The 14,450-nt window shown below is 29.1% G+C and carries 11 protein-coding genes; 6 read left to right on the forward strand and 5 right to left on the reverse strand.

The features are described 5' to 3' along the window. The first annotated feature begins 222 nt into the window (after nt 1-222). Nucleotides 223-1,980 (forward strand): sensor histidine kinase, encoded by a 1,758-nt coding sequence (locus tag CP960_RS06545; RefSeq protein ID WP_165777363.1) that lies wholly within the window; start codon nt 223-225, stop codon nt 1,978-1,980. A 187-nt stretch (nt 1,981-2,167) separates the two neighbouring features. Here CP960_RS06545 and CP960_RS06550 read toward each other — a convergent pair whose 3' ends face one another. Next, entirely contained in the window at nt 2,168-2,824 is a 657-nt protein-coding gene (locus tag CP960_RS06550; RefSeq protein WP_101184616.1) for a uracil-DNA glycosylase family protein, read from the reverse strand. A gap of 108 nt (nt 2,825-2,932) precedes the next feature. On the opposite strand from CP960_RS06550, the gene murI reads away from it, so the two are divergent. The 5 genes from murI (at nt 2,933) to CP960_RS06575 (ending at nt 8,309) form a co-directional block, all read left to right on the forward strand. Then, entirely contained in the window at nt 2,933-3,730 is a 798-nt protein-coding gene (gene murI, locus CP960_RS06555; protein ID WP_101184617.1) for a glutamate racemase, read from the forward strand. After that, entirely contained in the window at nt 3,727-5,871 is a 2,145-nt protein-coding gene (locus CP960_RS06560; RefSeq protein WP_101184618.1) for a DNA polymerase III subunit gamma/tau, read from the forward strand. Before murI ends, CP960_RS06560 begins: the two co-directional genes overlap by 4 nt. 71 nt (nt 5,872-5,942) lie before the next feature. Next, entirely contained in the window at nt 5,943-6,779 is an 837-nt protein-coding gene (locus CP960_RS06565) for a DsbA family protein (protein WP_101184619.1), read from the forward strand. A 1-nt stretch (nt 6,780) separates the two neighbouring features. After that, nucleotides 6,781-7,722: a hydroxymethylbilane synthase gene (hemC, locus tag CP960_RS06570; RefSeq protein WP_101184620.1), complete on the forward strand. Its 942-nt coding sequence runs from the start codon at nt 6,781-6,783 to the stop codon at nt 7,720-7,722. A 44-nt stretch (nt 7,723-7,766) separates the two neighbouring features. After that, a complete protein-coding gene (locus CP960_RS06575; protein WP_101184621.1) occupies nt 7,767-8,309 on the forward strand; it encodes a hydrolase in 543 nt (180 codons plus the stop codon). A 37-nt stretch (nt 8,310-8,346) separates the two neighbouring features. On the opposite strand, the gene prpF is transcribed toward CP960_RS06575, so the two are convergent. The 4 genes from prpF to prpB form a co-directional block, all read right to left on the reverse strand. After that, nucleotides 8,347-9,522: a 2-methylaconitate cis-trans isomerase PrpF gene (gene prpF, locus CP960_RS06580; protein WP_101184622.1), complete on the reverse strand. Its 1,176-nt coding sequence runs from the start codon at nt 9,520-9,522 to the stop codon at nt 8,347-8,349. 124 nt (nt 9,523-9,646) lie between these two features. Then, a complete protein-coding gene (gene acnD / locus CP960_RS06585) occupies nt 9,647-12,238 on the reverse strand; it encodes a Fe/S-dependent 2-methylisocitrate dehydratase AcnD (protein ID WP_101184623.1) in 2,592 nt (863 codons plus the stop codon). Nucleotides 12,239-12,402: 164 nt separating this feature from the next. Beyond that, the gene (locus tag CP960_RS06590; protein WP_101184624.1) at nt 12,403-13,512 is read right to left on the reverse strand and encodes a citrate/2-methylcitrate synthase; all 1,110 of its coding nucleotides are present in this window, start codon (nt 13,510-13,512) and stop codon (nt 12,403-12,405) included. Between the two features lie 38 nt (nt 13,513-13,550). Further along, complete coding sequence (prpB, locus tag CP960_RS06595; RefSeq protein WP_101184625.1) at nt 13,551-14,435, reverse strand: methylisocitrate lyase; 885 nt, start codon at nt 14,433-14,435, stop codon at nt 13,551-13,553. Nucleotides 14,436-14,450: the final 15 nt, after the last annotated feature.

The following is a 14,450-nucleotide window of genomic DNA, read 5'->3' on the forward strand; positions in this document are numbered from 1 at the left end:
AACCAGTGCCTTTTGAAAAAATACAGAATTATATTTATAGGGATGAAATTAATGATATAGGTAGATTAAGAGCATTAATATATAGACTTAAACAAAAATTTGAAATTAATTTCATAGAGAATGTATTTGATTTAGGTTATAAATTAAAACTATTAGATGATTAAAATAAACTCTTTAAACTCAAAAATTTTCTTAAGCTTTTTTATTTTAGGTATTTTTTTGTTGTCTTTATTTTTTTTGCAAGTTATTCCTCAAATGAATAAAGAGGAAAAAGAGCATACAATAAAGCAAATAGAGAATATGATATATTTAACTAATCAACAAATAAAACTTGTTATGCGTTCAAAAAAGAATAATGGAGAAATTAGAAAAGAAGAGTTGAAGTCTATAATTGAACATGAAGCAATTAGAATCACAAATAGATTAAATTTAGATAATTCAATATCTAAAATAAAAGATAAATCATATCAGTTTAGTTCAAAAAAAATTACTTGTAATACTTCTATTTTAAACAGTAATAAACATACTCTTTTTCAATTAAAAGATGAGAGTTTCAAAGAGTTTAAAGATGAATTAAAAGATTCGACTTTTTTAAGAAGAGATATAAAAGATAAATATATATGTTCAACTGGAATAAGAAAATTATACTATACAAAAAAGATTAAAAAGCATAATAAGTTTTTAGTTATCTCTTGTGATATAGATAACTTTTCTACAAAAGGTGAAGAGTTTGAATTAAAATTAAAAAAAGAGATACAAAAGAGCTTTTCATTGCTTGATAGTTTTCATAAAGGTAAAGCATACTTAATGTGGCTTAATCCAAATATAAAAGATGATAAACCTTTATATAGTAAAGAAGACAGATATTTAAATGAAAAATATTGTTTGAGCAAAATATCAAATTTTACATTTCCCAAAACAGGAGATTTGACACCCAAAGAGATTATACAAGCTATTGATAAAGAACCAATAAATCATTTACTAAATGGAAAAAAGAGTTTAACATGGGTAAAAAGTATTAATTTAAATAAAGATGAATATTTTTTATATCTTGTAACAATTTACGAAAAAGATTTTTTAAAACATGTAGGTTTAGCTTATATGAGTATAATTCCTGCTGCAATTATCTCTTTTTTTATCGCAATAGTTGTTGCGCTTATTATATTTAATAGACTTTTTAAAAGTATAAATATTTTAAAAAATGTTGCATTTAAAGTTAATAAAGGAGAAAAAAATATAAGAAGTAATATAAAAGGCAAAGATGATATTGCAGTACTTGCAAAAGCTTTTGATAATATGCTGAACTCTTTAGAGGAAAATATTTCACTTTTAGATAAAAAAGTTGAAATTAAAACAAAACTTTTAAGTGATTCTTTAAAAGAGAAAGAGACTTTACTAAAAGAGATACATCATAGAGTAAAAAATAATTTAGCAATTACAATAGATTTAATTAAATTAGAAAAATCAAAAATCAAAGATAAAAAGACAAAAGATACTTTAACAAATATACAAGAGAAAATTTTTGTAATGGAGCTACTTCATAGAAAATTATATGAATCTAAAGATTTAAATCTTATTCCTTTAAGAAATTTTATTGAAGAAATTTGCCAAGATTTAACTGCAAGTTATTTTGTTGAAGAAAAAATATCTATTAATACAGATATAGAGCAAATACATATGAATATTGATTATGCATTACCTTTAGGTCTTATAATAACTGAATTAATAACAAATAGTTTTAAATATGCTTTTAAAGATAAAGGAGAGATATTTGTAAGTTTAAAAAAAAGTGATAAAAGATATATTTTGAAAGTAAAAGATAATGGAAAAGGTCTTGATAAAAATATAGATGTTAATAATACTAAAACTTTAGGTTTTCAAATAATTTCAAATATTGCAAAAGGACAATTATCCAGTAAACTTGAATACTTTTATGAAAAAGGAGCTACCTTTCAAATCATTTTTGAGATTAAAAGATAGCTTCTATTTAAGACTATTTCTCTTTTACAAAAAGCCCAACAGTCCAACTAAATCCAACAAATGCTAGAATAGTAAAAACTATAAATAGTAAAATTTCTGCAATAAACATCTTCCTTCCCTTATTATAAATGAATGCTCATTCATTTATCTAATAATTAATTTTAGGCTATTTTATATTATAGAGTAATTAACTAAATGCTATTTTATATTCATCTACTCTAAAATCAAATGTTGAATAGTTATAATTACTCATTTTTCTTTTTTTGTAAAGTAAATTAGTAGCTATTGAACGGTTTGCAGCATTTGAAGGCGAAGTTAAACTATAAATAGTAATAACTCTATTTTCAAAACTAAGTAGATGTTTTCTAATTTGATTATTTTCAATTTTTTGTAGTTTTAAGTTATTCTTTTTTATAAGTTTTCTAAAAAAGAATTCTGGTCCATTTTTACTATTTTTCCCTGTAAAAATAATCTTTTTTATATTCTTATATTCTTTTAAATAAGAAATTAAATCTCTTAATATAATATCTTGCATTCCTAAATCACTTGCGTCAATATTCTCTCTTTTACATGATGCAACAATATCACAAATACCAATTTTATAAGATTTAAGAAACTCTTTTCTTTGTTTTATTGCATCTTTTGAATTATCATAAAGAAGATTTAGATTATAAATTTTATCTAATACTTGCCATAAAAGATTATCTTGTGAGCCATAACAAAAATCAACATCTTTAGATTTAAAACTTTTTTTTGAGAATCTAAAAGGAGGTAATGTTCCAATAATTAAAGTTTTTGTATTTTTAAAAATAAAAGGTTTGTATGGATGAAAATGCAAAAACAAAAATATCCTTATAAATGATTTTAAAAATTTAAATTTTATAGTTTTTATTTTAACAAAGTAGTTATCAAATTTTTGTTATAATCAGCCAAAATTGATATAAGGTAAAAGTTGAAGATTGGAGTATTTGATTCTGGACTAGGTGGTCTTACAGTAGTTAAGGCTATAAAGCAAAGCTTTAAAGGTGCAGATATTTTATATATTGCAGATACTATTTTTGCTCCATATGGAGATAAAAGCCATGAAGACATAAGAAATAGGTGTATTAAAATCGCTGATTTTTTAATAAAAGTTCATAATATACAAGCATTGATTGTAGCTTGTAACACTGCAACTTCAGCTGCAATAAAAGAGTTAAGACAGCAATATCCAAACTTAATAGTAATTGGAACAGAGCCTGGAATTAAACCAGCAATTTTATTAACAAAAAGTTTAAATATTGGTGTTTTAGCTACAACAGCAACTTTAAAAGGGGAGAAGTATCAGCTTTTAGTAGATAAGTTTGCTAAAAATATAGATATTAAATTATATGAGCAAGCTTGTTGTGGTTTAGTAGAACAGATAGAAAAGGGTGAAATTGACTCTTTAAAAACTAAGCAAATGCTAAAAAATTGGCTTGAGCCTATGAAAAAAAGTGGTGTTGATACTATTGTTTTAGGATGTACTCATTATCCAATTATTAGTGATGTTATTAAATCTATTATGGGTGATGAAATTAATTTAATTCAAACAGGTGAAGCAATAGCAAATAGATTAAATTATTTGTGTGAACAAAAGGGACATTGTAAAAAACATCCCTTGAAAATATCAATTTTTTACACAGGTATAATTAATAAAAATATGATAAAAAGAATTTTTCAAGATTATAATGATATAGAAGAAATAGAAGTAAGGAAATGTGAAATATGAGTGATGTTAATATAGAGAAAAAAGTTTTAGCTTTAAAGTATAGACCAAAAAGATTTGAAGATTTAGTTGGACAAAGTACTATTTCACAAACACTATCACTTGCTTTAGATTCAAATAGATTATCCCATGCATATCTTTTTAGTGGTTTAAGAGGAAGTGGAAAAACAAGTACAGCAAGAATTATGGCAAAAGCTTTATTATGCTCAAATGGACCTACTTCAAAACCTTGTGAAACTTGTGAAAATTGTCAAAGTGCAAATGCAAATAGACACTTAGATATTATAGAAATGGATGCTGCTTCAAATAGAGGAATTGATGATATTAAAGATTTGATTGAGCATACTAAGTATAAGCCAAGTAGTGCAAGATTTAAAGTATTTATTATTGATGAGGTTCATATGCTTACAACGCAAGCTTTTAATGCTTTATTAAAAACATTAGAAGAGCCTCCTTCTTTTGTAAAATTTATTTTAGCTACAACTGATCCTTTAAAACTTCCTGCAACAATACTAAGTAGAACTCAACATTTTAGATTCAATAAAATCTCAAATGCTGATGTAATTCATCATCTATCGCATATTTTAAATGAAGAGAATATTGATTATGAAACAGATGCTTTAGAAATTCTTTCAAGAAGTGGACAAGGTAGTTTAAGAGATACTTTAACACTACTTGACCAAGCAATTATTTTTTCTAAAGGCAAAATAAATACTATTTCAGTTGTTGAAATGTTAGGTTTAATAGAGCCTAAAGTTATGGATGAAATATTTGATATTGTTTTAAATAAAAAAGATGTTACAAGCTTAGTAAGAGAGTTAGAAAACTATGAAGTATCACAAGTTTGTGATGAAATGACAATTTATTTAAAGCAAAGAATGCTAGAAAAAGATGCTAAATTTGACCTTTTATTATTTGATAGATTTTTTAGAATCTTAGCTGATGCTAAGCATTTACTTGCTTTAAATTCTGATGCTAGTTTTGTATTGATTTTAACGCTTTTAAAAATGCAAGAGGCTACAAATTTAAAAAGTATTCAAGATATTATAAATCAAGTAGAGCAGTTAGAAGTTCAACCAGCTGTAAAAGAAGCTATTTCAAAACAAAAAGTAGTTGAACATGCACAAAATGATACAAATCATATTTATGAAGAACCAAAGCAAAATGATACTGTTCAAGTACAAGAGCAAGAAGAGGTTTTAAAAGTAGAAAAAGAGCATATTGAAGAATTAAAACAAGAACCAGTAAAACAAGAATCTTACTCTTATGAACAAGATGAAGAAACACAAATACAAGAACCTACGATTGCTGATTTAGCTATGAGTAGCTCAAATACAATTTCTTTAGATAGTATTGATGCAGTTGCTTTTGAAACACCATTTGATGAAGATATTGATGAGCTTATTTCAAATAATACACAAAATAGTGAAATAAATAGTAATGAAAATAAAAATAGTTTACAAGAAGAAAATAAAATAGATAACCAAGATGAATTTTTTGATAAAGTTGAACAAACAACAACTGCTATAAATGAAAATTTAGCTCAAAAGAGTACTCAAATAGAAGAAGACAGTAGTATAGATGCATTAGATGAGGCTATTAATTCAAGATTGCAACAAGAGCAAGACCCAAATGAAAAACTATATGAACAAGTTATAAATAGAGTTTATGATAGGGATGTAAGACTTGGAGAGTGTTTTGAAGATAATTTCGTATATAAAAGTTTTGAAAATAGTAAATTGGAAATTATTTCTTATGCACAAGGAGAAGAGAGAAAGTTTTTATTTAAGCATTTTGGAATATTGAAAACTTTTATTTATGATGTATTTGGACACGAAACAGAATTAGATTTTATTAAAGATGACTCCTCTTCTCAAAATCAAAAAAAAAAATCTAATATAGATGAACAAACAAATCAATTAGAAAATACACAAGATGTTGAAGAAGAAAATATTGAAGAACCACAGGCAATAGAAGAGGATTTAGCAGGTGGTTCTGGATGTGTAGCAACAATGCACAATAGCGCAAATCCAGCACCTTCTTCACAAGAATTACAAATCAATGATATATTAAATTCAAAGATGTTAAATAAAGCAAAAGAGCTTTTTGATATAAAAAAAATAACAGTTAAGACAAAAACTTAAAAGAGTGCTTTATTTATGGCATTTAAGTCATCTTTGAATATAATAATTTGAAATTTATAAAAGGAGATTTTATGTCTTTTCTATCAAAAACACTGCTTGTAAGTACTCTATTTGTAAGTAGTATTTATGCAAACAGTATTGATGATAAAGTTTTACAGTTTGAAAAAAATCGATTCTCCAATAACAAACGTGTAGAGATTAAAAACTTATCAATTAATTTAAAAAAGAGTTTACCTGTTAAACAATGGTATGGATTTATTATAGATGTTGAAGCAAAAATTGCAGATAAACAGATTAAAGCAAAGGATATTATTTTTTCAAATGGAGAAGTAGTAGCACCAGATTTGTTTGATATTAATACAGGAAATTCATTAAAAGAGTTAATGACTCCAACTTTAACAAATAAATATTATGATGAAAAAAGGTTAATTGCAGGAAATCATAATGCAAAAGATAAAATTGTAATTTTTTCTGACCCTTTATGCCCTTTTTGTTTAGATTATGTTCCTGATATTATTAGATATGTTAAGAAGAATAAGAAAAATGTTGCTTTATACTATTATCATTTCCCTTTACTTCAAATACATCAAGCTGCAAATGCTTTATCAAAAGCTATGTTAGTTGCTTCTAAAAAAGGAGTAAAAGATGTGACTTTAAAAGTTTATGAAGCAGACTTTGAACAATACTTTGAAGCAGATGAAACAGATGAAAAAAAGATTTTAAACGCATTTAATAAAGTTATTAAAACAAATATTACACTTGATGAAATTCAAAATAAAGATATTTTAAAAGAAATAGCAACTGATATTACTATGGGCGAAGATGTTTTAGTTCAAGGAACTCCAACAATCTTTGTAAATGGTGAACAAGACAAAACAAAAAATAGATATAAACAAGTAGGAAAATAGAATGAAAAAACTAGTAATAGCAACAAGAAAAAGTAAATTAGCTTTATGGCAAAGTGAATATATAAAAGAGCAATTAAATAAGCATTATCCTGATATGGAAATTGAGTTAGAAACATTTTCAACTAAAGCTGATAAGATTTTAGATGTACCTTTAGCAAAAATTGGTGGAAAAGGACTATTTACTAAAGAGTTAGAAATAGCACTTTTAAATAAACAAGCAGATATTGCAGTTCACAGTTTAAAAGATGTTCCAGTAGAGTTTGAAGAAGGGTTTAAACTTGCAGCTGTTACAAAAAGATTTGACCCAAGGGATGCATTTTTAAGTCAAAACTATGATAGTATTGAAAACTTACCACAAAATGCGGTAGTTGGAACAACTAGTCTTAGAAGAAGAATGGAAATAAAAATGCTAAGACCAGATGTTGTATTAAAAGATTTAAGAGGAAATATTAATACTAGAATTGCAAAACTAAAAGCAGGGGAGTATGATGCTATTATTTTAGCAGCAACTGGTGTACAAAAACTTCAAATTGAAGATGAAGTTAATTATTTTGTACCTGTTTCAACAGAAGATATGACTCCATCAATGGGACAAGCAACACTTGGAATCGAAACTTTAGATAATAAAGAATTAATTGAATTATTATCTGTGTTACATGATGATGATGCTCATATTGAATCTACAATTGAAAGAGATTTTGTTAGAGTATTAGAAGGTGGATGTCAAGTTCCTATTGGAATAAAAGCAACTTTGAGTGAAGATAAAAAAAGTGTAAAAGTTGATGCAATAGTTGGAATGCCAGATGCAAGTGAATATATACAAGATAGTATGACAGTTGATGTAAGTAAATTTGAAACAGTTGGTAAAGAAATGGCACAAAAATTCATACAAAAAGGTGCAAAAGAGTTATTAGCTAAAGCAGAAAAGGTTGCTTTTCAATAATTTGTGTATAATTAATGTCAATCTTAAATAAATTAGGAGAGACAATGAGAATAGATGTTGAGCAGAGTTTATTTTGTTTAGTTGATGTTCAAGAAAAACTTTTCCCTCATATAAGAGAGAATGAGCAGTTAGAAAAGCGTCTTGTTACATTAATAAAGGGTTTAAAAGTATTAAAAGTTCCTTTTATTGTTAATGAACAATACAAAAAAGGAATAGGAGAAACTATACCTAGTTTAAGAGAGTTTGTTGAAGAAGATCCTCACTTTGAGAAAACAACATTTTCTTGTTGTAAAACTGAAACAACATTAGAAGCAATTAAAGCACATAATAAAAAGTTTGTAATTGTAGCTGGTATTGAAACTCATGTTTGTGTTTTACAAACTTGTATTGATTTACTTGAAGCTGGATTACAACCTGTGTTAGTTACTGATTGTGTAAGTTCAAGAAAAGAGCATGATACAAAAGTAGCTTTAGATAGATTAATTCAAGCTGGAGTAATTCCTACAACTTATGAGTCATTACTTTTTGAATTAACAGTAAATGCAAAAAATCCAGTATTTAAAGAGATTTCCTCTTTAGTAAAATAAAAAGGTCTTGATTTTCAAGACCTTTTTTATAAAAGTATTAGTCCATAGTACCTGCTGGTACATGAACATTACCCTCCATGATAATTCTTGCACTTCTACTCATGCTAGCTTTTTCTACAATATATTTTCCATCTTTTTGCGATAAAGTTGCTCCAACTTTAATAGTACCACTTGGATGACCAAAAGTAACAGAATCTTTTTCTCCACCACCACTTGCTAGATTAACTAATGTTCCAGGAATACAAGCAGCAACACCAATTGCAACTGAAGCTGTACCCATCATTGCATGGTGCAACTGTTGCATAGATAAAGCTCTTACGTGTAAATCCATCTCATTTGCTTTAAGCTCTTTTCCTGAAGAAGTAATAAAGTCTTGTGCAGGAGATACAAATGCAATTTTTGGTGTATGTTGTTGAGTTAATGCATCACTTGCATCTTTCATAACACCCATTTTTAAAGCACCTGCAATTCTAATTTTCTCAAATTTTTCTAAGGCTTTAGTATCTGAGTTAATATCACCTTGAAGTTCAGTTCCTTTGTATCCAATTTCATCAGCATTTACAAATACAGTTGGAATACCAGCTGTAATCATAGTAGCTTTTAGTGTTCCTATTCCTTCAACTTCTAAGTCATCTACTAAATTTCCAGTAGGAAATAGCTCTTCACTTGGATCTACTGGCTCAACAAACTCTAATTTAATCTCTTGGGCAGGGAAAGCAACACCATCAATCTCATAATCACCCATTTCTTTAACCATTCCATTTTCCATTGTTACATAACATAGAATAGTTTTTTTGATATTTGCTTGCCAAATTCTTACACAGCAAACACCATTTTGGGGTACATTATCAACTAAACCTTCTTTTATAGCAAAAGGTCCAACTGCACTTGATAAGTTTCCACAGTTTCCACTCATATCTACAAAGTCTTTGTCAATGGCAACTTGACAAAAATAATAATCAACATCATGATTTGGAACATTTGATTTTCCAACTAAAATAGCTTTAGATGTAGATGAAGAAGCTCCACCCATACCGTCCATTTGTTTTTTATAAATATCAGGACTTCCCACAACTCTTTGAAGTAACTTATCTCTTTTTACTCCATCTTCTTGTGCTTCTTTTGGAAGGTCTGCAATATTAAAAAAAGTTCCTTTTGAAGTACCACCTCTCATATATGTAGCTTTAACTTTAAATTGTGGTTGATAACTCATAATATTTCCTTTTGCTTTATAATAACTCTTAATTTAAGTGTAAAAGTAGATTTTACTAAAAGAAATAAATAGATTTTATCTCTGTTAGTAAAATGTATAATTAAAGGGCAAGTGCCCTTTAATATTATTTTTCTGCAACAACTTCTTTTGCAAATTTTTGTAAAATACCACCAGCTTTATAAACTTCAACTTCTGCTGAAGTATCTAATCTACAAGTTACTGGAATATCTACTTTCTCTCCATTTTCTCTTGTCATAACAACAGTTAAATCACATCTTGGTGTGATTTTGCCTACTACTTCAAAAGTTTCACTACCATCAATATTGTATGTGTGTCTTGTATCACCATCTTTAAATTGAAGAGGTAATACACCCATACCAACTAAGTTTGTTCTGTGAATTCTCTCAATTGATTCAGCAATAAGAACTTCAACACCTGCAAGTCTTACACCTTTTGCAGCCCAGTCTCTTGAACTTCCTTGTCCATAGTTTGTTCCAGCAATAATAATAAGACCTTGACCTCTTTGTCTGTATGTTTCAATTGCTTCCCACATTCTTGACTCAGTACCTTCAGGCATAATTTTAGTCAAACTTCCTTGTTTTACATTTCCATTTTCGTCTTTAACCATTTCATTAAATAGTTTTGGATTTGCTAAAGTTGCTCTTGAGGCAGTATTATGATCTCCTCTGTGTGTAGCATAAGAGTTTAAATCTTCAACTGGTAATCCCATTTTTAAGCAATACTCTCCTGAAGCAGAATCTGGTAAGATTGCATTAGAAGGAGAAAGGTGGTCTGTTGTAATATTATCAGGGAATACTCCTAAAGGTCTTAAGTCTTTAAGTGCTGGCATTCCCATAAATTCATCTTCCCAATATGGTGGTTTTTGAATATATGTAGAGTTTGGATTCCAGTTATAAAATGGTTCAACTTTAATATCTGAAAAAGCATCTCTTTTAAACATTGGTTCATAAATTTCATTATACATTTCTGGTTTTACACAAGATTTCTCTACTGCATCTATCTCTTCATCACTTGGCCATAAATCAGCTAATTTAATATCGTTTCCATTTTTATCTTTTCCTAAAACGTCATTTTCAATATCAAATCTAATTGTTCCTGCTAAGGCATAAGCAATTACAAGTGCAGGACTTGCTAAAAATGCTTCTTTTACATAAGGATGAATTCTTCCATCAAAGTTTCTATTACCTGATAAAACAGCTGTTGAGTATATATCTCTATCAATTACTTCTTGTTGGATTTTTGGGTCAAGTGCCCCACTCATTCCATTACAAGTTGTACATGCGAAACCAACAACTCCAAATCCTAGTTTTTCCATCTCTTGTAGTAATCCAGCCTCTTTTAAGTAAACTTCAATTACTTTTGAACCTGGTGCTAATGAAGACTTAACCCATGGTTTTCTACTAAGTCCTAGTTCATTTGCTTTTTTAGCTAATAATCCAGCTGCAATAACATTTCTTGGATTTGATGTATTTGTACATGAAGTAATTGCTGCAATTAAAATACCACCATCAGGGATTAAGTCACCTTCTTGAGTCCACTCTTTTACAATACCTTCATCTTTTAAAGTTGAAGTTGGAACTAATTTATGTGGTTTTGAAGGTCCTGCTAAACTTCTAGTAACTGAACCTAAATCAAATTTTAATGTTCTTGCATATGTTGCTTTGTCTAGTTGATTAGCCCATAAACCATTTGCTTTTGCATAAGCTTCCACTAATTCAACTTGTTTTTGCTCACGACCTGTTACTTTTAAGTAAGAGATTGTTTGTTCATCAATAGCAAACATTCCAGCACTTGCACCATATTCAGGTGTCATATTTGCAATAGTTGCTCTATCCCCTAAGTTAAGATATTTTATACCTTCTCCAAAGAACTCTAAATAAGCAGAAATTACATTATTTTCTCTTAGAAATGAAGTCATAGAAAGTGCAATATCTGTTGCAGTTATTCCAGCAGCTCTTTCCCCAACAATTTCAACACCAATAATCTCTGGAACTCTCATATAAGAAGGGTTTCCAAGCATTACATTTTCAGCTTCTAGTCCACCTACACCAACTGCAATTACTCCAAGTGCATCTACATGTGGAGTATGCGAGTCAGTTCCAACTAAAGTATCAGGACTTGCTATTCCATCATTTAAATGAACAACAGGAGACATTTTCTCAAGATTGATTTGGTGCATGATACCATTTCCAGGAGGAATAACATCAACATTATTAAATGCTTCTTTTGTCCAGTTTATAAAATGGAATCTATCTGCATTTCTTCTATCTTCAATATCTCTATTTTTTTGAAATGCGTCAGGGTCATATCCTCCACACTCAACTGCTAGTGAGTGGTCAACAATCAATTGAGTAGGTACAACTGGATTAACTTTATCTGGATTTCCTCCATCTCTTGCTACTGCTTCTCTAAGACCTGCTAAGTCAACAAAGGCAGTTAATCCTAAAATATCATGACAGATAACTCTACTTGGATACCAAGGGAAGTCCTTATCTGTTCTTTTTTCAATTAATTGAATAAGTGAGTCTTTTAAGTCTTCACTTGGGCATTTTCTAATTAAGTTTTCTGCTAATACTCTTGATGTATAGTTTAATTTTTCAAAAGAGCCTTCTTGAATATCTTCAACAGCTGCTTTTACATCATAATATTGAACATCAAGTCCATCTAATTTTTTAAGGTACTTCTCATTTGTCATTATCATCTATCCTATTTTGTTAATCTAATAGTTTGTTTGCCATCTGTGATTAATATTTGTGTAGGTCTATCCACTTATTAATTGTGGCACTTATCTTTTAGTTAACCTCAAAAGTTTTGAAGCTAACTAAAAACTTCTATTTTCCCAAGGGGGAAGAAGATAGATTATGCTCTATCTTCTATTGAAACGAATTCTCTTGGTTCAGGCCCTGTATATTCAGAACTAGGTCTAATAATTCTATTATTTGCTCTTTGTTCAAATGCGTGTGCTGCCCAACCTGCTGCTCTTGACATAATAAATAATGGAGTATAGTATAATCTTTCAATCTCCATGTAGTGATAGATTAAGCCACCAAAGAAATCAATATTATCTGGTAAACCTTTTTCTGCTTTAACTTTATCTCTAACAGCTGCTGCTATATCATAAAGTTTTGGGTCACTTGTTTCTAACTCTTTTAGCTCATCTGCTAATTGGTGACCTATTGGAGATCTTGGGTCTAATTCTCTATAAACTCTGTGTCCAAATCCCATGATTTTTTCTTTTCTAGCAAATAGTTCATCTACTTCTTTTAAAGCTTCATTTACATCACTAAATTGTAATACAAACTTAATAGCAACTTCATTTGCTCCACCATGTAAAGGACCTTTTAATGTACCAATACCAGTAGTCATACAAGAGTAGATATCAGATAGTGTTGATGCTGTAATTCTATTTGCAAAAGTAGATGCATTAAATTCATGCTCTGCATATAGAGTTAACATAGCATTCATAGCTTTTACTTCAACATCTAAAGGTTTTTTCTCTTTTAATCTTTCTAAAATATATCCTGCAATAGTAGTTTCATCAGAAATTAAATCAATCTCTTTACCATTTTTATGCCAGTGATGCCAATATACTAAGAAAGATGGGAATGCACCTAATAATCTTGTAATTTTGTCCATTTGGTCAGAGAAATCTTCTGCTTCTGGCTCAATACATCCAAGTGCAGAAGTTGCAGTTTTCATCACATCCATTGGGTGAGATGAAGCTGGAATTGATTTTAATACATTTTTAACAGAGATTGGTAATTCTCTACCAGCAATGATTTTTCTTTGAAACATTTTAAGTTCATGTTTATTTGGTAGTTCACCATTTAGTAATAAATATGCTACTTCTTCAAAATCAGTTTTTAATGCTAAATCTGCAATATCATAACCTCTATAGTTAAGACCGTTTCCTAAACCACACGTACAAATTGCTGATTGTCCAGCTGTAACACCTGCTAATCCACTCATTTTTTCTCCTTCTTTATAGTGTAATTATTATACTTTTATTAACAAGATTTGCTTTTTGCGAAAAGCTCATCCATTTTTTGCTCATATTCATGGTACCCTAACATATCGTAAAGCTCCATTCTTGTTTGCATAGTATCAAGAACACCTTCTTGTGTACCTTTTTCTCTTAATTCTTGATATACATTTAAAGCAGCTTTATTCATAGCTCTAAATGCTGATAATGGATAAAGTACCATATCAATACCAACTGAACCTAACTCTTCAGTTGTAAACATTGGAGTTGCACCAAACTCTGTAATATTTGCTAATACAGGAACATCAATAGCATCAGTAAACTCTTTATACTCTTTTAAAGTATGAATTGCTTCTGCAAAAATTGCATCTGCACCAGCTTCAACATAAGCTTTTGCTCTACTTATAGCAGACTCTTGTCCTTCACTTGCATGTGCATCAGTTCTAGCGATGATATAAAAATCAGGGTCTAAATCTTTTTTTGCATCCACAGCAGCTCTAATTCTGTCACACATCTCTTCTGTTGATACTAACTCTTTATTTGGTCTATGTCCACATCTTTTAGCAGCAACTTGGTCTTCTATATGAAGTCCAGCAGCACCAGCTCTAATGAATTCTTTAACAGTTCTAGCAACATTAAAAGCATGTCCCCAACCTGTATCTGCATCAACTATTAAAGGAGTATCACAAATAGATGTTACTCTTCTTATATCAATACATACATCTTCAATCATAGTCATACCTAAATCTGGTAAACCATAAGAAGCATTTGCAATTCCACCACCTGATAAATAGATAGCTTTAAATCCAACTTTTGTAGCTTGTAATGCTTGGTATGCATTAATAGTTCCTACAATTTGTAAAGGAGTTTCTTCCTTAAGGGCTTCTTTAAATCTTTTTCCTGCGCTCATATAAAAGTTCCTTCA

Origin of the sequence: Malaciobacter halophilus, assembly GCF_002837275.1 — a bacterium.
Classification (GTDB): domain Bacteria; phylum Campylobacterota; class Campylobacteria; order Campylobacterales; family Arcobacteraceae; genus Malaciobacter; species Malaciobacter halophilus.

Bases quoted from the DNA above. Each gene is read 5' to 3' on its own strand.
- CP960_RS06560 (WP_101184618.1), top strand. From the start codon at position 3,727: ATGAGTGATGTTAATATAGAGAAAAAAGTTTTAGCTTTAAAGTATAGA.
- CP960_RS06565 (WP_101184619.1), top strand. From the start codon at position 5,943: ATGTCTTTTCTATCAAAAACACTGCTTGTAAGTACTCTATTTGTAAGT.
- hemC (WP_101184620.1), top strand. From the start codon at position 6,781: ATGAAAAAACTAGTAATAGCAACAAGAAAAAGTAAATTAGCTTTATGG.
- CP960_RS06575 (WP_101184621.1), top strand. From the start codon at position 7,767: ATGAGAATAGATGTTGAGCAGAGTTTATTTTGTTTAGTTGATGTTCAA.
- prpF (WP_101184622.1), bottom strand. From the start codon at position 9,522: ATGAGTTATCAACCACAATTTAAAGTTAAAGCTACATATATGAGAGGT.
- acnD (WP_101184623.1), bottom strand. From the start codon at position 12,238: ATGACAAATGAGAAGTACCTTAAAAAATTAGATGGACTTGATGTTCAA.
- CP960_RS06590 (WP_101184624.1), bottom strand. From the start codon at position 13,512: ATGAGTGGATTAGCAGGTGTTACAGCTGGACAATCAGCAATTTGTACG.
- prpB (WP_101184625.1), bottom strand. From the start codon at position 14,435: ATGAGCGCAGGAAAAAGATTTAAAGAAGCCCTTAAGGAAGAAACTCCT.